This is a genomic window from Mycobacterium sp. Soil_C_30, from assembly GCF_057656995.1.
Map to the genome: position 1 here is coordinate 79,157 of NZ_JBDGJH010000024.1, position 20,706 is coordinate 99,862.

At 67.5% G+C, this 20,706-nt stretch carries 21 protein-coding genes; 12 read left to right on the top strand and 9 right to left on the bottom strand.

The features are described 5' to 3' along the window. Positions 1-14 precede the first annotated feature (14 nt). The 4 genes from AC3A6P_RS30645 (at position 15) to AC3A6P_RS30660 (ending at position 3,410) form a co-directional block, all read left to right on the top strand. Positions 15-1,094: a phosphoglycerate dehydrogenase gene (locus AC3A6P_RS30645; protein WP_487696145.1), complete on the top strand. Its 1,080-nt coding sequence runs from the start codon at positions 15-17 to the stop codon at positions 1,092-1,094. 27 nt (positions 1,095-1,121) lie between these two features. Then, positions 1,122-1,883, top strand: coding sequence for an IclR family transcriptional regulator (locus AC3A6P_RS30650; RefSeq protein WP_487696146.1), 762 nt, complete (start codon positions 1,122-1,124; stop codon positions 1,881-1,883). A 76-nt stretch (positions 1,884-1,959) separates the two neighbouring features. After that, positions 1,960-2,703 (top strand): VOC family protein, encoded by a 744-nt coding sequence (locus tag AC3A6P_RS30655; RefSeq protein WP_487696147.1) that lies wholly within the window; start codon positions 1,960-1,962, stop codon positions 2,701-2,703. Continuing rightward, positions 2,700-3,410, top strand: coding sequence for a 3-keto-5-aminohexanoate cleavage protein (locus tag AC3A6P_RS30660; protein WP_487696148.1), 711 nt, complete (start codon positions 2,700-2,702; stop codon positions 3,408-3,410). Before AC3A6P_RS30655 ends, AC3A6P_RS30660 begins: the two co-directional genes overlap by 4 nt. Here the strand turns inward: AC3A6P_RS30660 and AC3A6P_RS30665 are convergent. After that, on the bottom strand, positions 3,407-3,847 hold the full coding sequence (locus AC3A6P_RS30665) for a cupin domain-containing protein (RefSeq protein WP_487696149.1): 441 nt from the start codon (positions 3,845-3,847) through the stop codon (positions 3,407-3,409). The two genes, AC3A6P_RS30660 and AC3A6P_RS30665, sit on opposite strands and share 4 nt — an antisense overlap. Before the next feature lie 171 nt (positions 3,848-4,018). On the opposite strand from AC3A6P_RS30665, the gene AC3A6P_RS30670 reads away from it, so the two are divergent. Genes AC3A6P_RS30670 through AC3A6P_RS30680 form a run of 3 tightly spaced genes read left to right on the top strand, consistent with a single transcriptional unit; the run spans position 4,019 to position 6,667 of the window. Next, positions 4,019-5,605 (top strand): ABC-F family ATP-binding cassette domain-containing protein, encoded by a 1,587-nt coding sequence (locus tag AC3A6P_RS30670; RefSeq protein WP_487696150.1) that lies wholly within the window; start codon positions 4,019-4,021, stop codon positions 5,603-5,605. A 10-nt stretch (positions 5,606-5,615) separates the two neighbouring features. Beyond that, positions 5,616-6,068: a hypothetical protein gene (locus AC3A6P_RS30675; protein ID WP_487696151.1), complete on the top strand. Its 453-nt coding sequence runs from the start codon at positions 5,616-5,618 to the stop codon at positions 6,066-6,068. Continuing rightward, positions 6,065-6,667, top strand: a complete 603-nt coding sequence (locus AC3A6P_RS30680; RefSeq protein WP_487696152.1) for a GNAT family N-acetyltransferase — start codon at positions 6,065-6,067, stop codon at positions 6,665-6,667. The genes AC3A6P_RS30675 and AC3A6P_RS30680 overlap by 4 nt, the downstream gene beginning before the upstream one ends. A 2-nt stretch (positions 6,668-6,669) precedes the next feature. Here the strand turns inward: AC3A6P_RS30680 and AC3A6P_RS30685 are convergent, their stop codons facing one another. Continuing rightward, on the bottom strand, positions 6,670-7,131 hold the full coding sequence (locus AC3A6P_RS30685; RefSeq protein ID WP_487696153.1) for an Hsp20/alpha crystallin family protein: 462 nt from the start codon (positions 7,129-7,131) through the stop codon (positions 6,670-6,672). A 134-nt stretch (positions 7,132-7,265) separates the two neighbouring features. On the opposite strand from AC3A6P_RS30685, the gene AC3A6P_RS30690 reads away from it, so the two are divergent. The 3 genes from AC3A6P_RS30690 (at position 7,266) to AC3A6P_RS30700 (ending at position 10,960) form a co-directional block, all read left to right on the top strand. Continuing rightward, positions 7,266-7,871: an LpqN/LpqT family lipoprotein gene (locus AC3A6P_RS30690; protein WP_487696154.1), complete on the top strand. Its 606-nt coding sequence runs from the start codon at positions 7,266-7,268 to the stop codon at positions 7,869-7,871. A 73-nt stretch (positions 7,872-7,944) separates the two neighbouring features. Continuing rightward, positions 7,945-8,631, top strand: a complete 687-nt coding sequence (locus AC3A6P_RS30695) for a GAF and ANTAR domain-containing protein (protein WP_487696155.1) — start codon at positions 7,945-7,947, stop codon at positions 8,629-8,631. Continuing rightward, complete coding sequence (locus AC3A6P_RS30700) at positions 8,579-10,960, top strand: AAA family ATPase (protein ID WP_487696156.1); 2,382 nt, start codon at positions 8,579-8,581, stop codon at positions 10,958-10,960. The genes AC3A6P_RS30695 and AC3A6P_RS30700 overlap by 53 nt, the downstream gene beginning before the upstream one ends. Here AC3A6P_RS30700 and AC3A6P_RS30705 read toward each other — a convergent pair. From AC3A6P_RS30705 to AC3A6P_RS30730, 6 genes are read right to left on the bottom strand one after another with little or no spacing between them, the layout of a single operon-like run. Further along, positions 10,957-11,736 carry an adenylate/guanylate cyclase domain-containing protein gene (locus tag AC3A6P_RS30705; protein WP_487696157.1) on the bottom strand — a complete coding sequence of 260 codons (780 nt, stop codon included), beginning with the start codon at positions 11,734-11,736 and terminating at the stop codon, positions 10,957-10,959. The two genes, AC3A6P_RS30700 and AC3A6P_RS30705, sit on opposite strands and share 4 nt — an antisense overlap. A 19-nt stretch (positions 11,737-11,755) precedes the next feature. Beyond that, positions 11,756-12,946 carry an acyl-CoA dehydrogenase family protein gene (locus AC3A6P_RS30710; protein ID WP_487696158.1) on the bottom strand — a complete coding sequence of 397 codons (1,191 nt, stop codon included), beginning with the start codon at positions 12,944-12,946 and terminating at the stop codon, positions 11,756-11,758. Next, entirely contained in the window at positions 12,943-14,571 is a 1,629-nt protein-coding gene (locus AC3A6P_RS30715) for an ABC transporter substrate-binding protein (RefSeq protein WP_487696159.1), read from the bottom strand. Before AC3A6P_RS30715 ends, AC3A6P_RS30710 begins: the two co-directional genes overlap by 4 nt. Then, a complete protein-coding gene (locus AC3A6P_RS30720) occupies positions 14,568-16,154 on the bottom strand; it encodes a dipeptide ABC transporter ATP-binding protein (protein WP_487696160.1) in 1,587 nt (528 codons plus the stop codon). The genes AC3A6P_RS30715 and AC3A6P_RS30720 overlap by 4 nt, the downstream gene beginning before the upstream one ends. Before the next feature lies 1 nt (position 16,155). Then, positions 16,156-17,004, bottom strand: a complete 849-nt coding sequence (locus AC3A6P_RS30725; protein ID WP_487696161.1) for an ABC transporter permease — start codon at positions 17,002-17,004, stop codon at positions 16,156-16,158. Further along, positions 17,001-17,957: an ABC transporter permease gene (locus AC3A6P_RS30730; RefSeq protein ID WP_487696162.1), complete on the bottom strand. Its 957-nt coding sequence runs from the start codon at positions 17,955-17,957 to the stop codon at positions 17,001-17,003. Before AC3A6P_RS30730 ends, AC3A6P_RS30725 begins: the two co-directional genes overlap by 4 nt. A 157-nt stretch (positions 17,958-18,114) precedes the next feature. Here AC3A6P_RS30730 and AC3A6P_RS30735 point away from each other — a divergent pair, with 157 nt between their 5' ends. Together AC3A6P_RS30735 and AC3A6P_RS30740 are read left to right on the top strand one after the other, a co-directional pair. Next, positions 18,115-19,023 (top strand): LLM class oxidoreductase, encoded by a 909-nt coding sequence (locus tag AC3A6P_RS30735; RefSeq protein WP_487696163.1) that lies wholly within the window; start codon positions 18,115-18,117, stop codon positions 19,021-19,023. Beyond that, positions 19,020-20,303: an NtaA/DmoA family FMN-dependent monooxygenase gene (locus tag AC3A6P_RS30740; protein ID WP_487696164.1), complete on the top strand. Its 1,284-nt coding sequence runs from the start codon at positions 19,020-19,022 to the stop codon at positions 20,301-20,303. The genes AC3A6P_RS30735 and AC3A6P_RS30740 overlap by 4 nt, the downstream gene beginning before the upstream one ends. Here the strand turns inward: AC3A6P_RS30740 and AC3A6P_RS30745 are convergent, their stop codons facing one another. Then, positions 20,304-20,690, bottom strand: coding sequence for a YchJ family protein (locus AC3A6P_RS30745; protein WP_487696165.1), 387 nt, complete (start codon positions 20,688-20,690; stop codon positions 20,304-20,306). Positions 20,691-20,706 lie beyond the last annotated feature (16 nt).

The window sequence follows — 20,706 nt, forward strand, 5'->3', positions numbered from 1 at the left end:
CGTCGGCTCGGTCCATGACTGGATCACCCGGGCGGACCGCAGCGACAACACCGCATTCGAAAACACCGCAGCGAAAACACCGCAGCGACAAGGAAGGCGCCCCGCACATGACAGATGCCCGGATACTCATCACCTCGGTGTTCCTCGAGCCAGGAGACCACGTCGACCGCCTCCTGCGTGACGCCGGTTTCACCACCGTGCACGCACCGCTGACAGGGGCCCGCTCTGCCGAAGAACTCATGGAGTTGCTCGCGGGCATCGACGCAGTGATCGCCGCGTCGGACAAGTTCACCGCCGAGGTGTTGGCCTCCTCGCCCGGTCTACGGGTCATCGCCCGTACGGGTGTGGGCTACGACGCCATCGATGTCGACGCAGCGAGCAGGCAGGGCATCGTCGTCTGCAACGCTCCCGGGGTCAATCGGCAATCCGTCGCCGAACTCACTCTCGCTTTCCTGCTGATGTGCGCGCGGCGAATCTCACCCGTCGTCGAGGATGTCCGGGCAGGTGGCTGGGGCCGTCCCTCCGGGCGGGAACTCGACGGAGCGACTCTGGGTGTCATCGGCTTGGGTGCGATCGGGCGCAGCGTCACGTTGCTCGCCCGTGCGCTCGGCATGCGTGTACTGGCCCATGACCGTGTCATCGACCACGAGTTCGCGGCTGCGCAGGGGGTCGAAGCCGTGGGGCTCGAGGAACTACTGGGCCGCTCCGATTTCGTGAGCCTGCACTTGTTCCTCGGACCGGAGACCCACCACCTCATCGACCAGCAGCGCTTGGCCCAGATGAAGCCGACGGCCTACCTGATCAACACCTCGCGTGGCCCGGTGATCGACGAAGCGGCGCTCGTGGAGGCGCTCCGCACAGGGGTGATCGCGGGAGCGGCGCTGGATGTGGTGGAGCATGAGCCACTACCTGCGGACGCGGCGATCCGCACCTTGCCCAATGTCGTGCTGACATCGCACATCGGCGGGGCCACCGCCGAAGCGCGCTCCCGCTCAGGGGTGGTCGCCGCTCACTCTGTGATAGAAGTTCTCCAAGGCGGAATGCCCGAGACAGCTGTAAACGCCGAGTGGGTGCGCCGGCCGAACGTCGTGTGAGAGCCGTGCGGACGAAGGGGGCGGACGATGGCCGAAGGCGCCGCCGCGAGCAACATGCGTTCGCTGGACCGTGCCATCGACGTCCTGGAGGTGCTCGACGGCAGCACCCAGCCGCTGCGGCTCACCGAGATCGCCCGCCGCGCGGGTCTGCACGTTGCTACCACGCAGCGCATTCTCCAGGTCCTCGAAGCCCGCGGCCGCGTGGAACGTGACGAGTCGGGCGGGTACCGGGCCGGTTTGGCGCTGTTGTTCGGAGCGCACGCCTATCTCGCCAGCAGCCCACTGGTGGCCGCTGCGCGGCCCGTGCTTCAAGACCTGGCTTCGGCAACCGGTCTTACCTCATCGCTGTTCGCCCGCACCGGCTTCTCGAGGGCAGTGATCTCCCGTATCGAGGGCAGTGCTCCGATGCGCTACGTGCTGCCGACCGGGGAACGGCTGCCCCTGACCCTGGGTGCTGGGAAGGTTCTGGCGGCCTATCTGCAGCCCGAGGAGCTCGAGGAAGCGCTCGCGCTCGAAGCGAATGTCAAACCCGCGGTGGGGGAGCGGGTTTCCGATGCGGTGTTCCGTGAGGAGATGGCGAGAATCCGCCGTGACGGCTTCTACTACTCGGCGCAGGGCAGAGCGTTCGGCGTGGCGTCGGTGACCGCGCCCATCCTCGACAGCAGTGGCGAGTGCATTGCCGGGGTGCAGGTTGCCGGGGACATCCTCGACCTCACCGAGGACCGAGTGCCGAAACTGTCGATCGAGGTACGCCGTGCGGCGTCTGCCATCGCGGAACGGATCGGGTGAGACTCGGCGTGCGATGAGTTTTCCCGGGAGGCCCGGTCTGCATCGGTGACATTCGACCTCACACGAAGGAGCCACGATGGCACTCGGCGCCCCCACCTGGATCGACCTCGCCACCTCCGACATCGCCCGCGCCCAGCAGTTCTACGGTGCGGTGTTCGGCTGGGTGTTCTCCTCGCCGGGCGAGAACTACGGCGGCTATCTCAACGCCACCAAGGACGGCTTGCTCGTCGCCGGCCTGATGCCCAATGACCCGCAGTGGAACGCCCCGGACGGCTGGACCACCTACCTGCACACCGGTGACATCGACGCCACACTGCAGGCCATCACCGCCGCGGGCGGACAGTCCTGCAGTGGCGCGATGGAAATCCCCGCCAAGGGCACGATGGCGATCTTCAACGACGCCGCCGGCGCGCTGACCGGGCTGTGGCAGCCGGGCGGACACGTCGGTTTCGAGGTCACCGGCGCCGCCGGCGCGCCGGTGTGGCACCAGCTCACCGTCACCGACTACCCGGCCGCCGTCGATTTCTACTCGACGGTGTTCGGGCTGCAGACTCGCGTCGAATCGGACAGTCCCGAATTCCGGTACACCAACGCCCTTTTCGATGGCGAGCCGGGATTCGGGATCATGGACGGCACCAACTTCGTCACGCAGTCGGAATGGTCGGTGTTCCTGGGCGCCAAGGACGTCGACGCGACCCTGGAGATCGTCACCGCCAACGGAGGCACCGTCCTACGGGCCGCCGAAGACACCCCGTACGGCCGGCTGGCCGCGGTGGCCGATCCCACCGGCGGCCGCTTCAACCTGTCATCGCTGCAGTGACGTACCTCAAAGCCGCCATCAACGGCGCGCGCACCCCCGACGAGCACAAGGACCTGCCGGTGCGCCCGGAGCAGTTGGCCGCCGCTGCGGTGGAGGCGGTGCAGGCGGGGGCGCAGGCGGTGCACATGCATCCGAAAACCGCGGACGGCAGAGATTCTCTGCTGTCGGACCCGGTGGCCGCCGCGGTCACCGCGGTACGCGCGGTGCTGCCCGACACTCCGCTCGGGGTGACCACTGGATATTGGGCCCTGCCGGACGCGGGGCAGCGGCTGGCCGCCATCGAGGCCTGGGATGTGTTGCCGGACTTCGTGTCGCTGAACTGGCATGAGCCCGGCTCGCCGGAGCTGGCCGAGCTGCTGCTGTCGAAAGGCCTCGGGGTGGAAGTCGGGATCTTTCAGGCCGAGGCCGCCGCGTCGTGGGCGGCCTCCGATATCGCGACGCGGTGTATGAGGGTGATGATCGAACTCGACCAGGATGCCGACGCCGCACTGGCCGATGAACTGATCGACCAGGTGCGGGCGGCCCGCTCGCCCGCACCGATCCTGTTGCACGGACTCGATACCAGCTGCTGGCCACTGCTCGAACATGCCGGTGTGCGTGGGCTGCAAACCCGGATCGGGATGGAGGACACCCTGAAATTGCCCGACGGGTCGACGGCGTCCGGTAACGCCGACCTGGTGGCCGCGGCCGTCCGGCTGCTGAGTTAGGGCGCGTGTAAGGCGAAGTCGGCGAAGTCGAAGCCCGGCACCACCACACAACTGACCAGGCACGGCTGATCGTCGCGGGGTTTGGCGCGCTGCCAGTGCCCCGGCGGCACCAGAACCTGTGGATGCTCACCGGCGGTGATGTCGCTGCCCAGCAGATGTGTTGTGGCACTTGATTGTTCGGCGCCGATCTCCAGGAGCAGTGGTCCGCCGCGGTGGTAGAGCCACAATTCGGCGCTGCGCACCGTGTGCCAGGCGGACTGCTGCCCGGGCATCAGAAGGAACAGGATCGCGGTGCCCGCGTTGCGGGGGCCCGTGTAATCCGGCGGCAGCGCAGACGGGCCGATGGTCAGGTCACTGCGCCAGGTCTCGCGGAACCAGCCCCCCTCGGGGTGCGGAGCCAGGTCGAGCTGCTGGGCCCAATCGGGAAGATCCGTCATGGTGTCAGCCTAGTGATCAAAACCCGCTTGCCCGGAAGCCAAGCCGCGGATACGGTGGCGGACATGACAGGCATCAACGGTTCCGCGCCGTCCGCGCGCTGACCCCCGTCGACTCGCCCTCAGGGGCTCCGGTGTTCAGCGCTTCCATCACTGAACCGTTCCGGAGCATTCGTGACTCACTCATCCACCTCCGTTGTTCTCACCGGCGTCGGCTTCACCTGGCCTGACGGGTCGGTGGCGCTGTCCGGCATCACCGCGGCCTTCGGCGCCGGCCGTACCGGGCTCATCGGCGCCAACGGATCCGGCAAGTCCACGCTGCTGCGCCTGATCGCGGGTCAGCTGCGGCCCACTGCCGGCAGCATCGTCACCAGCGGCGAGGTCAGCTACCTGCCGCAGACCCTGACCCTGGGGGCCGGGACTTCGGTGGCCGAGCTGCTGGGGATCGCCGGCGTCGTGAGCGCCCTGCACGCCATCGAAGCCGGTGACGCCCGGGAGGAACACTTCGAGATCGTCGGCGACGACTGGGACATCGAGACCAGGGCACGGGCGGCACTGGACGAATTGGGTTTGAGCACAATCACTCTCGATCGCCGCGTCGGCACCCTCTCCGGTGGCGAGGCCATGCTGATCGCGGTCACCGGGCTGCGGCTGCGGCGCGCGCCGGTCACCCTTCTCGACGAGCCCACCAACAACCTCGACCGCGCCGCCCGCACCGCGCTGTACGGCAGCCTGCGCGACTGGCCGGGCGCGCTGGTGATCGTCAGCCACGACGTCACGCTGCTGGAGCAGATGGACAACACCGCGGAACTGCACCGCAATGAGCTGACGGTCTTCGGTGGGCCGTACTCGGCATGGCGTGAGCACCTGGACACCGAGCAGGCGGCCGCGATGCAGGCGGCTCGTACCGCCGAGCAGGCCGCCAAGGTGGAGAAGCGCCAGCGCATCCAGGCCGAGACCGTATTGGCCCGCCGCAATCGCACGGCCAAGAAAGCCTTCGCGGAGAAGCGGGTGCCCAAGATCGTCGCAGGAGGCCGGGCGATGGCCGCGCAGGTCTCGGCCGGGAAGTTGCGCGCCAACCACGACGACCGGATACAGGCGGCGCAGAAGGCCGCCGACGACGCCGCCGCCCGGGTCCGCGACGACGAACACATCCGTGTCGAGCTGCCCGACCCGGGGGTGCCGGCTTCTCGCGGTATCGCCGAACTCCGGGGCGTGGACCGGCCGTTGCTGGTACAGGGGCCGGAGCGGATCGCACTGGTGGGACCCAACGGCATCGGTAAGACGACCTTCCTGGAGGCGCTGCTGCGTTCCGACGAGAACGCCGCCGGACGCCTGCTCACCGATCGGGTGGGTTATCTGCCGCAGCGGATGGACACCTCCGACGACGGATCGACCGTGTTCGACACCGTGCACGCCGCGGCGCCTGATGCCGGGCCGGAACGCATCCGCGGGCAGTTGGCGAGGTTCCTGCTCAAGGGCGACAGTGTGCACCGGCCGGTGGGCACGCTGTCCGGCGGTGAACGATTCCGGGTGGCGTTGGCGCGCCTGCTGCTCGCCGATCCTCCGCCGCAGCTCGTCATCCTCGACGAACCCACCAACAACCTGGATCTCACCAGCGTCGACCAACTCGTCGACGCGCTGCGCGGGTATCGAGGTGCGCTGATGGTGGTGAGCCACGACTCCGAATTCCTGCGCAGGCTCGACCTGGACCGGACCTTGGAGATGGCAGGCCCCGGCATCGTCACCGAAGCCAGATAGGGTCGGGCACATGGCAAACCCCCGAACCGGCTGGTTGGTCGCACCCGGTTGGTTCGTGACACTGTCCGCGGCGGTGCTGGCCGTCAGCGTGTGGCTGCCCTGGGTCAGCACCACGGCCAACGGTGGAGGTCGCGCCAACGCTGTCGGCGGGACAGTCGGAAGCGTGGCGTTGCACCCGGGTTTCGGGGCGGGCCAGCTGATCGTGTTGCTGGCATCGGCGCTCATGGTGGCCGGCGCCATGACCGCACGGGGTTTCTCGCCGCGGGCCGCGGCCGGGGCGGCGGTGGCGGTCTCGGTGTTGATCGCCGTGCTCACCGTGGTCTATTACCGGCTGTATGTCGCCGCGCCCGTGGTCGCCGCGTACGGCCTCTACATCGGTGCTGGAGCCGCGGCCGCCGCCGTCGTGTGCTCACTGTGGGCGCTGGTGGACACCCTGCTCAAAGCGCGGCGGGCAGTGCGGTGAGTCGGTTCGTCGAGCCGGTGACACTGACCGGCCGCCGCTGGGCGGTACTGGAACCGCTGACCGCCGAGCACATTCCGGAGGTTGCGGTGGCCGCCTCCGATGGTGATGCCGGAGCGCTGTGGTTCACCAACGCGCCGTCCCCCGACACCGCGGAGCTGTGGGTGCGCCGCCAACTCGCCATGCAGGCCGGTGATCAGGGGGTCACCTTCGTGATCCGCAGGCGCTCCGACAACATGGTGGTGGGGTCGTCCAGTTTCTTCCACGTCGATGCCGCCAACCGGCGACTGGAGATCGGGCACACCTGGTATTCGGGGTCGGCGCGACGCACCGGGGTCAACACCGAAACCAAGTTGCTGATGCTCACCCATGCGTTCGACGTGTTGGATTGTGTGGCAGTGGAATTGCGCACCCATTTCTTCAACACCACCAGCCGCGCCGCGATCGAGAGGCTCGGCGCCAAACAGGACGGCATCCTTCGCAGCCATCAGTTGCTGCCGGACGGATCTCGCCGCGACACCGTGGTGTATTCGATCCTCGACATCGAGTGGCCCGCGGTGCGCGCCAATCTCGACTTCAGACTGTCGCGCACCACGGGGTGACCTCAGTCGGCGTCCACGGTGGTCGGTTCGATCGACCTGGCGGATTCCGAGCGGGTGATTTCGATGCGTCGAGGTTTGGCGCGTTCCGCCAACGGGATGGTCACTGACAGCACCCCGTTTTCGTAGGTGGCGGTGATACCGGTGACGTCGATGCCCTCACCGAGGGACAGCTGCCGCCGGTAGGTACCCGAGAACCGCTCATTGGCGAGCCATTGCACCGAATCCTCGGAGCGCGCCGACCGGTGGGCGGTCAGGGTGAGTGTGCCGTTGTCGACATTGACGTCCACCGAACCGGGATCCACACCCGGGAGATCGGCGGTCAGGACGTAGTGGTCGTCGACCTTGTAGAGGTCCATCGGCATGAACCGCGGACTGCGGCTTGATCCAGCCTGGCTGGCCAGCAAGCCCCGGGCCACAGCATCAAGGTCGGTCCCAAAGTTACTGAACGGATCGAAGCGAAGCACAGCAATACACCTCCTCGATCGACCAGATGCCCGCCACCTCAGCGGGCAGCTATCACTGTGCACCACCGAAATTAGCACTCTCCATGCAAGAGTGCTAGCCCTGATTTCGGTCCGGGCGTGATGTGATTGAGGGCATGCGGACAGCGATGTTGGCGCCGGTCCTGGTTGCCCTCACGGCCCTCAGCGGATGCGGGTCGACCACCGAGGGCCAACCTCAGGCCGACCACAGTTGCGCCGACTCGTCCGTGCCGCTGACGACGGTCGGCCCACAGGCCGACGGCGAACCGGAGTTGCGCGTCCCGCAACCGCCGGGGTGGGACACCTCCGACAAACTCAACTCGCCGATGATCCGGTTCGTCATGGTGAACACCGGCCTGACCACGGACAACTTCTCGCCCAACGCCGTGGTCACCTTCGAGACCGCGGGAGATGGTTCGGCGGACTCGGCGCAGGTCTTCGATCAGCAACGCAAACTGCTGGAAAGCCAACTGGGCGCTACCGGCGTGTCCAGCGAATCCGGCACCCAGTGCGGCTACCCCGCCCAGGCCATCAGCTACACCGCCCCCGAGATGGGCAACGTTCCCGAGCGCAAGGCCAAGGTGCTGTGCGTGCTGGCCGACGTCAACGGCGCCACGTACCTCACGACAGTCACGGTGAGTTCGGTGGACGCCGATGAGCCGACCTACGCAGAGGACTCGGAGAACATCCTGGCCGGGTTCCAGGTCAACGCGACCGCCTGACGGCAGCGCTTCACGCGCTCGGCGTTATTGCACCTGTGTGCCGCGGGCGGGCGAGTTGTGGGAAAGTGTGCGGATGACGCTTGAGTCGAAACATGACTTGGCGGTGCGGATGGCCGCACTGGCCCGTGAGGTCGCTGTGCCGGTGGCCGTCGAGCAGGTCCTTCGGGGCGTCACCACGGCGGTGCTCGAACTGGTGCCCGGTGCTGAACACGCTGGTCTTCTGCTTCTCGGTAGGGGTGGCAAGTACGAAACCCTGGCTCCCACCGCTGACGTGATGTACAAACTCGACCACATGCAGGTGGTCAGCGGCCAAGGGCCGTGCATCGAGGCCGCGGTGGATGACCTGATCGTCCGCACCGACGATTTCGAGACCGAGGAACGCTGGCCCGATTACTCGAGCCAGGTGCTCGAGCTGGGCCTTCGCAGCGCGTTGTCCTTCAAGCTGTACACCGCCCAGCGCACCGCCGGCGCACTGAACATCTTCTCCACCAAACCGCGCGCGTTCGACGCGGAATCCGAGGCCATCGGCTCCGTGCTGGCCGCCCACGCCGCGGCGGCGATCGTCGCCAGCCGCCAGGAAGAGCAGCTGCAGTCGGCGTTGAGCAGCCGCGACCTGATCGGGCAGGCCAAAGGCATCATCATGGAGCGCTACAACGTGGACGCGGTGCGGGCCTTCGAGATGCTGCGTGAGCTGTCGCAGTCCGGCAATGTCAAGCTCGTCGACGTGGCCAAGCAGGTCATCGATACCCGCGGTGCCTGACTTCGTCCTCACCGACGAGTTCCAGGCGGCCCTTGCGCTGCTGGGTGGTGGCCGGCACCTGTTCTTGACGGGTAAGGCCGGTACCGGCAAATCGACGCTGATCCGCAGGTTCATGGCCGCCACCTCGCGCAAGGTGGTGGTGGTGGCGCCGACGGGCATCGCCGCGCTCAACGTCAACGGCTATACCGTGCACCGGCTGTTCGGGTTCACCGCCACCACCACCCTCGATGACGTCCGCACCGGTACGTACCGGCCGGGCCGGTTCACCAAGACCCTGGCGTCGCTGGACACCTTGATCATCGACGAGGCCTCGATGATCCGGGCCGATCTGTTCGACATGCTGGCCGCGGCACTGCAGCGGTTCGGGCCGGCGCCCGGCACACCGTTCGGCGGGGTGCAGATCGTGTTGGTGGGCGATCTCTACCAGCTGCCGCCGGTGGTCACCGAACACGAGGCCGCGTTCTTCACCACCCGGTACGAGACGCCCTACTTCTTCTCGGCGGACAGTTTCGACCGCGACGATTTCCCGACGGTCGCGCTGACGACGGTGTTCCGCCAGCTGGGTGACGACCGGATGGCCGCGATCCTCAACGAAATCCGCGAAGGCGTGTTGCTGGGGCATGCCCAGGAGCAGCTCAATGCCCGCACCGATCCGGGCTTCACCCCGCCCGAGGACGAGTTCTGGCTCACCCTGGCGCCGACCAACCGGCTGGTGTCGGCGCGCAACCGGCAACGCCTCGAACAGCTCGACGGTGACGAATTCACCTCCCGTGCAACAGTTCACGGTGACCTCGGCCTGTTCGATCCACCGGCTGACGAGTTGCTGCGGTTCAAGGTGGGCGCGCAGGTGATGATGCTCAACAACGACCAGTCCGGCCGATGGGTGAACGGCACACTGGGCCGTATCTCCGAAATACACTGGGAAAAGAAAGATCTCAGCGTCACCGTCGACTTCACCGACGGTACCGACGCCGAGGTGGGGCGGTTCAGTTGGGAAGCGACGCGGCCCGTCATCGACGGGGGAGCGCTGCGCCACGAGGTCATCGGCTCGTTCACCCAGCTGCCCTTCAAGCTGGCGTGGGCCATCACCATCCACAAGAGCCAGGGGCAGACGCTGGAACGGCTCATCGTGGATCTCACCGGCGGTATGTTCTCCACCGGCCAGCTGTACGTGGCGCTGAGCCGTGCCACCTCCCTGCAGGGCCTGGTGCTCAAGCGCCCGGTGTTGCCGAAGGACCTCAAGACCGACCGGCGGATCGCGCGGTTCCTGAACTCCGCCACCGAAACCGACCATCCCCGCCGGTTCTGTGCACTCGGCATGCTGACCGTCGGTGACGAGGGCCGCATGTCGCGGCCACGCCCCGTCGAACTTGCGGTGGCTTTCGGAGACGGCACCGCCATCAGTTCGGTGATCAACCCACAACGCGACCTCGCCGACGCCAGACAGGCCTTCGGCATCACCGCCTCCGATGTTCTGCTGGCGCCCACACTCGCCGAGGCCTGGAGCGTGCTGGCCCCGATGCTGGCCGGCTGCACCCCGGTGGGTCCTGGGATCGACGAGACGCTGGGACTCCTCGACTTCGAACTCAAGCGGCTCGGCCATGTCACGGTCATGCCGGTGGGGGTGGAGCTGCGCGGGGTGCGAGTCACCGGCCGCACCGCGCTGGAGCGCGCACAGTCGGTCTTCGCGTCGTTCGACGGCACTGCCGATGCCGGGGCGACGGCGTTCGACGAACCCGACCCGGAGACGTCGTTGTGCGGGCACCTGCTCACCCGCGACGACGAGGTGCCCACCCCGGTCTCGGTGACCCTGCCCGGGCTGACCGCGCTGCTGGACGTCAGCCGCGGCGTGAGCCGGGTGCTGCTCACCGAAACCCCGGGTGTCGTCGAGCTCGACACCCCGTGGGCCGCGGCCGCCCGCCACACCGCGGCCTACCAATTGCGTTGTGCCGCTTCCCGGGTACGGCTCACCGAGACCGCGCTGACCCGGCTGCGGGAGGCCGAGAAACTGCTCGGCGTCGAGGTGGTCGACACCGCGATGCTCGTGAACTCGGACAGCGACATCGCCGAGGTGCTGGCACCCGGGGCAAGGATCTGCTTCACCGGGACCGCCCTGGATCCCGACGGCCGGGAGGTACCGCGGGAGCGGATGGAACGTCTGGCCGCCGATGCCGGTCTGGCGCCGGTGAAATCGGTGACCAAGACCCGGTGCGAGGTGCTGGTGACCGCCGAGGAGGGCACCCAGTCCGGCAAGGCGCGCAAGGCCGTCGAGTTGGGTAAACCGGTGTTCTCGGCGGATGAGTTCTTCGATTGGCTCCAGTCGCGCTAGCTCACCGGCGTCAACACGTGCGTGCCGCGCAGGCCTTTCAGCTCCACCTCGCGGGGTTCGCCGAACTCGACATCGTCCAGGTGCTGCACCGCGTCCCGCACCGGGGCGCTGACCAGTGTCTCGCCGCCGTCGGCCTGATCGGCCACCCGGGCCGCCATCGCGACGTCCAGTCCGAACAGGTCGTCGCCGCGCCGTACCGACGTGCCCAGGTGGATCCCGATCCGCACCCTGACCTGTTGCTCGGAACGCAGCGCACGTTGGACATCGGTGCCGAACCGCACTGCCGCACCGGCGTCGGGGAAGGCGATCATGAACCCGTCGCCCTGGCTCTTCACCACATGCCCGCCATGTTTGTCGACGCGGCCCTGGACCAGCCGATTGTGCTTCTCCAGCAGTTTGACCCAGGCCCGGTCGCCCATCTCCGCATTGGCCTGTGTGGATCCTTCGATATCGGAGAACACCAGGACGACGTTGCCGTCGGCGACCAGCCGGGCCAGGTCGGGCCGCTCCACCTGCGCCCACCCGGCCAGGTCTTCGATGGAGTTGCGCACCACGGCGCCCAGGCCCTTGTTGATCAGCATGTCCGCGGTCTGGAACACCGTCTTGATGGCAAGGGGCGCGACCCCGCGGCGCCGGCGACGGCCCTTCTGACGCTCCAGCTGCGCCCGGGTTTCGGCCAGTTTCTTGCGGCTCACCAGGAACAGCACCAGGAAGGTGATGGTGGAGGCCACCAGAGCCACGACGGCTGCGGTCAGAAGCAGCGCCGCCGTGGTCACCCGGGCGATTATGCCGGAATCAGAAGAAACCGGAGTCCGGCAGCGCCCCGCCGTTGACGGCGATATCGCCGAGCACCCGCGCCTTGTACACAGTGGGGTTGTGCGAGAACAACGTCCGCAGGTTGCGCCAGTGCCGGTCCAGGTGCGCCGAGGCGCGCGTCGAGGACGCGCCGCCGGCATCGAAGATGCGCGATGCGGCCCGCAACGCCGGCTCCTCGATGGCGACCTTGACCCGTGCGGCCGCGATCGACGCGGCGACCTCCAACTCGGGTACCAGCCCGGTGCTGCGCGCAGCGTCCAGCGCGGGAGCGAGTTCGGCTGCGGCACTGCGCACCAGTGCCTGCGCGGTGTAGGCCACCGCGTCGATCTCCCCGACCACCTCCAGCAGCTGCGGGTCCGCCGGTGGGGTGTCGGCAGCGGCGAAAGTGTAGGTGCGGCCACGGTTGCGCACGAGTTCGGCGGCGTCGGCGGTCAGCGAACGCAGGATGCCCGCGGCGATGGTGTGCAGGTACAGCTGCAGCAGGGCGCCACGGCGGCGGTCCACGCCCACGGTGGTGGGAAACCGCAGTACCTCACCGTCGAACACCTCGACGTCGTCGAGAATGGTTGTGCCACTGCCGGTGTGACGTTGCCCGATGCCGTCCCAGTCATCGGCGTGGATGACACCGGCCCGGTCCACCGGGATCACCACCGACACCGACGCGCCCGCGTCGTCCTGGGCGGTGATCCGCAGGTAGTCGGAGAACTGCGCGCCGGTGCTGTAGAACTTGCGTCCGCGCAGCCGTAACCCGCTGCCGGTGCCGGCCAACGCGGTGTCGTAGGTCTGGCCTCCCACCTGGTGGCTGCTGAGCTCTGAACTGGCGCCGCCGATCAGACCGCCGGACGCCACCACCGCGAGCCAGCGGTCGCTGCCGGGCTGGCGGGGGAGGCGGTGCAGATCTTCGACGATCGCGAAGTGCACCCGCAGGATGTGCGCGAGGTCCGGGTCTGCGGCGGCAAGGCTGATCAGGAAGTCGAAGAACTCCGGCACGGTGTACCCGGCGCCGCCGAGTCCGGGATCCAGCCGCAGCGCCCCGATGCGGTGACTGCGCACCAGTTCCAGTCCGCGGTGCGGTGGCTCGGTACCGCCCTCGAGCAGGCGGCGACGGTAGTCGGCCGCGATCTCGCGCAGAACGGTGTCCACTGCCGTGCCCTCCAGTACCGATGTCATGCGGTGGAATCCCTTCCGGTCGCGTCCCGTTCCTCACCGATCCACGCGCCGTAGAACCACGGTACGGAGTTCGCCGCGTTGGCGAAACCGTGCACCCGCGGCGCGACGGCGAAGATCTGGGTGTCCTCGAGCAGGGGGATCGAGTAGGCGTTGTCGATCACGTAGTTGTTGTATTCCTGCAACACCTTCAGCCGTTGCGCGGGATCGGTCGCGGTGATCTGCTCCTGCAGCAGCCGGTCGATGTTCGGGTCGGACCCGTTGAGCGCATACAGGTCACCGAACTCGCTGCCGTAGTTCTGCCACAGCCGCACCGGGTCGGCGGTGGGCCATCCGTTGCGCCGCAGGGCCACCGAATCCTCGATGCTGGCCGTCGGATAGTTGGCGAAATCGGTCTGCCGGATATCCAGACGGATACCGATGCGGCGCAGCTGGCGCTGGATCAGCTCGTACATGGGTTTGGCGGTGTGGTCATAGACATCGACGTAGATCAACGCCGACAACGGCTTGCCGTCCTTGACCCGGTAGCCGTCCTGGTCGAACTGCGTCCAGCCGGCGGCCTCGAGGTGGCGCACCGCCGCGTCGTGGTCATAGCGCACCGCGTCGCTGCGGTCGGTATAGCCGGGGAAGTTCTTGGTGACGATGTTCTGCGCCGGTTTCCAGTTGTCGGTGTAAAGCGTGCTGAGGATCTCGTTGCGGTCGATGCCGAAGCCGATTGCCTTGCGGACGTTGATGTCCGACATGTACGGCGCGGTCTGCCGGACGTCGAGGGTGTTGGCCAGCCCGGGCGTGCGTAACCCGAGGACGTCGAAACCCTCGTCGGTGAGCAGTTGTTCGTCCGGCGGCTGGGTGTAGCGGATGGCATCGGCTTGGCCGGCCCGCAGCGCGCCCACCCGAACACTGTCCTCGGTGACCGGGATGACGGTGATGGTGTCGAGGTATGCCTCACCCTGATGCGGGGCCGTCGCCGGCGCCCAGTCATAGCCTTTGCGTTTGGCCAGCACGATCTTCTTGTCCGGGATCTCGGACTCGGCGTAGAACGGGCCCGAACCGATCAGGTTGGTGACCACCGACTGCTCTTCCTTGGTGGCCTCGATGGTCGCGTCGGCCACCAATCCCGCGGTGTTGAGCGTCAGCACGGCGATGAACGGTGCGTACGGCTCGTTCAGCGACACCTTCACGGTGCGGGTGCTGTTGTCTGCGGTGATGGACTTGACCTTGGGGAAGTAGGAGTTGCGGGTGATGCCCTTCGGTTTGTCGCCGTCGGCCTGCCACTGCAGATTACGACGCACCGATTCGGCATCCAGCGGTTGGCCGTTGCTGTAGCTCACCCCGTCGCGGATCACGAACTCGTATTCGGTGGCGGCATCGTTGACCGTCCAACTCTGCGCGATCCACGGCACGAACTCGAACGTCGTGGGATCCTGGTAGACCAGCCGGTCCAGCATCTGGTCTTTGAGCAGGCTGTTCTGCCAGTAACTGACCTGGATCTGCAGCGAGGCCGGGGCCTCGGCGTCCAGGTACACCAGGTTGCCACCCCGGGGCGCGCCGGCGTCGGCAGGTTCGAGTCGGTCAACGGTGCAGCCGGCGAGCAGCGCGGCCACCAGCACGGTGATGAGGTACTTCATGCTGCCCGTACCAGGGATCCGGGGACCGCCTCGAGCAGCCGTTGTGTGTAGGCCTGGGTAGGTGAGGCGAAAACCTGTGCCACCGGCCCGCTTTCGACCAGCCGGCCATGCTCGAGCACACTCACCTCGTCGGCGATCTGGCGGACCAGGCTCAGGTCGTGGGAGATGAACAGATACGTCAGAGAAAGCTCCCGCTGGAGTTCGACCAGCAGGTCCACCACCTGTGCCTGCACGGTGACATCCAGTGCGGAGGTCGGCTCGTCGAGCACCAGGACCGGTGGTCGCAACACCAGGGCCCGGGCCAGCACCACCCGTTGCCGCTGCCCGCCGGACACCTCCCGCGGTGTCCGGCCCAGCAGTGTCGCGGGCAATCCCACCCGGTCGAGCGCCTCGGCCACACGTACACGTCGTTCTGCCCGCGAACCGATCCGGTTGATCCGAAGCGGTTCTCCGACGGCTTCCTCGACGGTGAAGCGCGGATCGAGTGCGGCCAGGGGGTTCTGGTGGACCATCTGCAGTACCCGCGCCTGGGCCCGCTGCTCGGCGGCACCGAACCGGGTGCCGGCCCGGCGGGTCACACCGTCGACGCGCACCTCACCGTCGTCGAAACCGCTGAGCCCCGCCAGCACCCGGGCCGCCGTCGTCTTACCGGATCCGGATTCACCGACCAGCGCGTGAATGGTGCCGGTGTGCACCTCGAAGGACACCGCGTCCAGCGCTGCCGTCACACCGAATCGCTTCACCAGGCCACGCACCTGCAGGATCGGCTCGGTGTCCGCGGCAGGGGAGACCCGGTGGTACTTGTCCGGTGACAGCGCGGGGGCATCCGAGATCAGCTGACGGGTGTAGTCGTCCTGAGGGTCGCCCAAAACAGCTGCGGTGATTCCGGTTTCACGGACCTGGCCGTCACGCAGCACCACTACCTTGTCGCTGTGGTGTTCGGCCAGTGCCAGGTCATGGGTGATGAAGACGATGCCGAGACCACGCTCGGCGCGCAATTCGTCGAGCAGTTCGAGGATGCGCTGCTGCACTGTGACGTCGAGTGCCGAGGTCGGTTCATCGGCGATCAGCAGCTTCGGGTCCCCGGCGATCGCGATGGCGATCAGCACCCGCTGCAGTTGTCCGCCGGAGAGTTGGTGGGGGTAGGCGTCGACGCGGCGCGCCGGATCCGGGATACCGACCTGTGCCAGCAGTTCGATGGCGCGGGTGCGCGCCTGGGAGCGGGAGGCGAGGTCGTGCACCACCAGCACCTCGGCGATCTGATGGCCCACCTTCTTCAAGGGGTCCAGTGAACCGAGTGGATCCTGCGGCACGAAACCGACTGTGGTTCCGCGTAGTTGACGCCATTCCCGCTGCGACAGCGCGGTGACGGGGCGGCCGTCCAGGATGATCTCCCCGGAGGTGACGCGCCCGTTGTGCGGCAGCAGTCCCTGCACGGCGCGGGCGATGGTGGACTTGCCGGAACCGGATTGCCCGACCACCGCCACGACTTCGCCGGCGTTCACGTCGAACGACACTTCATCCACCACCGGGCCGCGGTGGTACTGCACGGTGAGCTGGGATACCGACAGCAGTGAACTCATGTCAGCCGACCTTCTTTCGGATGAGGTGTGCGAGCCGGGACAGGCTCATCACGGTGAGCACGATGGCCAGGGAGGGGAAGAACACCAAGCCGGGATTGGAGTTGATGTAGTTGCGTGCCTCCGAGATCAGCAGTCCCCATTCGGGTTCGGGAGGTTGCGCCCCGTAGCCGAGGAAACTCAGGGAGGCGATCGCCAGGATCGCGGTACCGAACTGCAGCGCCGCCAGCGCCAGCACCGCGGAATACGAGTTGGGCAGCACGTGGCGGAACAACAGCGTCAGGTGCCCGGCGCCCAGGTGCTCGCTGGCTTCGACGAACGGCAGATTGCGGGTGGCCAGCACCTCTGACCGGGCCAGCCGGGCGAACACCGCGATGGACGAAACCCCTACGGCGATGGCCGCATTCACCGTTCCGAAGCCCAGTGCCACGATGATCGTGATGCTCAGCAGCAGCGTCGGGATGGACAGCAGTACATCGACGATGCGGCTGATGATGCTGTCGGTGGCGCGCCCGAAGTAAGCGGCCACCAGCCCCAGCGCGGTGCCCACCACCAGGCCGATCACCACGGCGATGAACGAGCCCGCGATCGTGGCCGCGGTGCCCGCCACCACCCGGCTCAGCAGGTCCCGGCCGATGTAGTCGGTGCCGAACGGATGGGCCAGGCTGGGCCCGGCGAGCGCGTCGCCGGGATTCTCCTGTAGTGGGTCGTAGGGCGCGATCAGCCCGGGTGCGACGATCATGGCCGCCACGAGCAGCAAGAACACCAGGGGTGGGATGTCCCACCAGCTGATCGAGAGCCGCCGGGAGAACCGGGGCAGACTCAGCCGGGGGAGGGCTTCGACGACAGTCATGCGGGCACCGCCTGGGGTTGGCGAACGAGGCGTTCGATGCGGGGGTCGATCAACGGATAGACCAGGTCCACCAGCAGGTTGATCACCACGAAGGTCACCGAGACGGTGATCACGACGGCCTGGATGATCGGGGTGTCCTGGTTGCGCACGGCGGTTTCGGTGAGATAACCGATGCCGGTGCGGTTGAAGATGGTCTCGGTGATCACCGAGCCGGCCAGCAACTCGCCGACGGTGATCGCGACGATGGTCACGGTGGGAATGGAGCCGTTCTTGAGCAGGTGCCCGAAGATCACCCGGTCCTCACCGAGGCCTTTGGCGCGTAGCACCTCGACATACGGTTGCTCCGAGGCGTTGCTCAGGCCCTGGATCAGCACCTGGGCTATCGGTGCGGCCACTGGCAGCGCCAGCGGCAGTGCCGCCAGTACCGTGGAACTGAGTCCCTGATCTTCCACAGCCGACACCCAGCCCAGGCTGAACGAGAACAGTTGCAGCGCAATGAGGCCGGTGACGAATACCGGTATCGACAGGAACGCCGGCGGAATGGACCTGGCGATCTCCCTGGCCGCGGGCCACGGGGCGAACACCGCGGTGAGCGCGATCACGAAGCCCAGCGCGGCGGCCAACAGGAACGCCACGCCGGCCAGCGCAAGTGTCGACGGCAAGGCGTGTGCGAGCAGGCGCGACACCTCCTGGCCGCTGTTGAGTGAATAGCCGAGATCACCCTGGAACAGGCGCTGGACGGATATGCCGAACTGCTCGATCACCGGGTCGCTGAGGCGGTAGTAGTCACGCAATGCCTGCGCCTCGTCGTCGGAGATCGGGTTCTCCGGATTGGAGATCTGCGTCTCGATGGGATCACCCGGCAGCACGTTGAGCACAAAAAATACCGCGGTGTAGGCGAGGACGATCACCACGATCGACTGGCCGATGCGTCGCAACGCGAATCTGAACACCTGCGGCAAGGTATCCGCGTGCCGGTGAGTGGGGAACAGTTCCTGACTTTAGGAGTTTTAAGCCGACTGTGAACCGCTGGCTTAACTGACTCGGCGACTTCGGCTTTCGGTGATCGCAACGATTGGCTGCGGCAGATCCGGACGTACCGTCGAGCAGATGTCGTCTCCATCCTTCGGCATCGAGATCGTCGGTGACGGAATCGGTGCCCGCGCCCCGGCGGAGCTGGCCCGCAGGCTCGATGCCGCGGGGGTTTCCTACTGGGTGATCGGCGCCGGACGCGACGAACCGGTGCACTCGGTGAACCTCGACCCGACGGTGATCGCCACCATCGCGGCCCGGCACAGCCGTGAACTCGGTGTGGTGGTGGCCGCCGCCGCGCATCGGGACCACCCCTACAACCTCGCGCGCCGACTGCTGTCGGTCGATCACGCGGCGCAGGGCCGGGCCGGGTGGCTGACCCTGGAGGCCGATCGCCGTATCGCCTTGAACGCCCTGCAGGACAGCTGGACTCAGCGATCGCTCGACCCGGCGCACACCACCGACGCGGTCGCGGCGGTACGCGCGCTGTGGCGGACGTGGCCGCTGTCGTCGGTGATCGCCGACCACGAGACAGGGGTGTTCGCCGACACCAGCCAGATTCGCCGCGCCGATGTGCGCAACACCTACCGGATCTCCGGGCCCATGAACGTCCCCGGTTCGGTGCAGGGCGACCTCCCGGTGTGGGCCGGTCCCGGCGTCGGTGGCGCGGACCTCGTGGTGATCGACCACGGCGACCCGCTGCCCGAGGTTCCGGCCGTGGTACGGGTGCGCGGCGCCGAACGGCTCACCGAGGCGCTGAACGGGCTCAGCGCGCCCGTCGCCGGGATCCTCGCGCGCGTCGGCGTCCATGAACTGGACCGGGTGCTCGACGAAATCCTGCCTGTCGCGCACCAGCGGGGCCTCATCGGCACCGATCGCCGGGGCACACTGCGGCAGCGCCTGGGGACAGCCGTTCCGTTGGAGCCCGATCTGTCCACCAAACCACTCGCCTTCAGCGGCGCCGTCAATCCGGGAGGTCGGTTGTGACCCGGCACGTGATTCTGAACGTCAACGTCCTCAACCTCGGAATCCACACCCGCTCGTGGCAACGCACCACCGAGGCGCCGACCGCGTTCGCCGATCCGGGCTACTACGTGCGGATGGCGCACCTGGCCGAGCGGGGGACCCTGGACGCGCTGTTCCTGGCCGACGGTCCGGCGCTGCGTGAACATCCGGCGCTGCGCCCGTCGCAGGCGCTGGAGCCCAGCGTGATCCTGGCGTCCATCGCCGCCGAAACCGAGCACCTGGGGCTGATCGGCACGCTGTCGTCGACGTTCAACGATCCGGTGGAGCTCGCGCATCGTCTGCTGTCGCTGGACCAGCTCAGCGGCGGGCGGCTGGCGTGGAACGTCGTGACCACCTATTCACCGGCCGCCGGCGGCAACTTCGGCCTCGCCGACTACCCCGACCGTGCCGTCCGGTACCGGCGGGCCGCCGAATTCGTCGACGTGGTGCAGGCGCTGTGGCGTGACGCGGCCTTCGGTGGCCGCGGCATCGATCATCGCGGCGAATTCTTCACCGTACAAGGCACATTGCCGCAGGGTGGGTCGGCGCAGGGGCACCCCCTGCTGGTTCAGGCCGGTGGTTCACCGCAGGGCCGGGACCTCGCGGGCCGGTCGGCGGATGCGGTGTTCTCCGCCGAACTCGATCTGGGCGCCGGTATCGACCACTACCGTTACGTCAAGGACGTCGCGGTGGCCCACGGTCGCAGCCGCGACGCGGTGAAGATCCTGCCGGGGTTGATCACCACGATCGGCAGCACCCGCGCCGAGGCGCAGCGGCGCTACGACGAACAGAACGCGCTGTTGCCGGAAGGCCATGACCTGGAACGGCTCTCGCAGGTGCTGGGAGAGGACCTGACCGGTCACCCACTGGATGCACCGGTGCCCAAGCACCTGCTGGGTGCGGTGGCCGACCCCACCAATTTCGGTGCCTCCCTTGGCTTTCGGGAATCGGTGGTGCGGCTCATCGAAAGCCGCGATCTGACCCTGCGGGAGGCGGTGCGCGAATTCAGCGGCGCCGGTCATCGGGTGATCGTCGGCTCCCCGGAGGATGTCGCCGACACCATCGAACGCTGGTTCCTGGCCGGTGCCGCCGACGGGTTCAACCTGATGCCCGATGTGTTCCCCGACGGGTTGGAGATCTTCGTCGACGAAGTGGTCCCGATCCTGCGTGACCGCGGCCTGTTTCGTGGTGCCTACGCCGAAACCACGCTGCGCGAGCGGTTCGGCGGTGTGGTGCCGCAACGTTTGCGGATCGGCGCCTGACTACTCGTAGAGGTCGCCCTCGACGTAGAACCAGCGGCCCGCTCTGCGACTGAACCGGGAGCGCTCGTGCAGTGCCGAGGTCCCTTCACCGTCGCGGTAGTGCGCCTTGTACTCCACCACGCCTTCGTCGTCGCCGGGCCCGCCGCCCACGGTGTCGACGATCTCCAGCTTGACCCACGGCAGTACCGCGTCGGGCATCGACACCACGGGCCGGGTGGTCGGGTGCCAGGTCTGCCAGATGTAGTCCATGTTGCCCACGGCGTACGCGCTGTACCGCGAGCGCATCAGCTGCTCGGCGGTCTCTGGGAGCTCGCCGTGGTGAATAGCCTGGCAGCAGGAACCGAAAGGTTCGCCGCTGCCGCACGGACAGGGGTCGGTGGGATGCATGCCACCATTGTCCGCC

Excerpts from the sequence above, each read along its gene's own strand:
- AC3A6P_RS30690 (WP_487696154.1), top strand. The coding sequence starts at position 7,266 with ATGCGGACAGCGATGTTGGCGCCGGTCCTGGTTGCCCTCACGGCCCTC.
- AC3A6P_RS30645 (WP_487696145.1), top strand. The coding sequence starts at position 15 with ATGACTGGATCACCCGGGCGGACCGCAGCGACAACACCGCATTCGAAA.
- AC3A6P_RS30735 (WP_487696163.1), top strand. The coding sequence starts at position 18,115 with ATGTCGTCTCCATCCTTCGGCATCGAGATCGTCGGTGACGGAATCGGT.
- AC3A6P_RS30745 (WP_487696165.1), bottom strand. The coding sequence starts at position 20,690 with ATGCATCCCACCGACCCCTGTCCGTGCGGCAGCGGCGAACCTTTCGGT.
- AC3A6P_RS30710 (WP_487696158.1), bottom strand. The coding sequence starts at position 12,946 with ATGACATCGGTACTGGAGGGCACGGCAGTGGACACCGTTCTGCGCGAG.
- AC3A6P_RS30715 (WP_487696159.1), bottom strand. The coding sequence starts at position 14,571 with ATGAAGTACCTCATCACCGTGCTGGTGGCCGCGCTGCTCGCCGGCTGC.
- AC3A6P_RS30700 (WP_487696156.1), top strand. The coding sequence starts at position 8,579 with ATGTCAAGCTCGTCGACGTGGCCAAGCAGGTCATCGATACCCGCGGTG.
- AC3A6P_RS30720 (WP_487696160.1), bottom strand. The coding sequence starts at position 16,154 with ATGAGTTCACTGCTGTCGGTATCCCAGCTCACCGTGCAGTACCACCGC.
- AC3A6P_RS30695 (WP_487696155.1), top strand. The coding sequence starts at position 7,945 with ATGACGCTTGAGTCGAAACATGACTTGGCGGTGCGGATGGCCGCACTG.
- AC3A6P_RS30655 (WP_487696147.1), top strand. The coding sequence starts at position 1,960 with ATGGCACTCGGCGCCCCCACCTGGATCGACCTCGCCACCTCCGACATC.
- AC3A6P_RS30675 (WP_487696151.1), top strand. The coding sequence starts at position 5,616 with ATGGCAAACCCCCGAACCGGCTGGTTGGTCGCACCCGGTTGGTTCGTG.
- AC3A6P_RS30665 (WP_487696149.1), bottom strand. The coding sequence starts at position 3,847 with ATGACGGATCTTCCCGATTGGGCCCAGCAGCTCGACCTGGCTCCGCAC.
- AC3A6P_RS30650 (WP_487696146.1), top strand. The coding sequence starts at position 1,122 with ATGGCCGAAGGCGCCGCCGCGAGCAACATGCGTTCGCTGGACCGTGCC.
- AC3A6P_RS30725 (WP_487696161.1), bottom strand. The coding sequence starts at position 17,004 with ATGACTGTCGTCGAAGCCCTCCCCCGGCTGAGTCTGCCCCGGTTCTCC.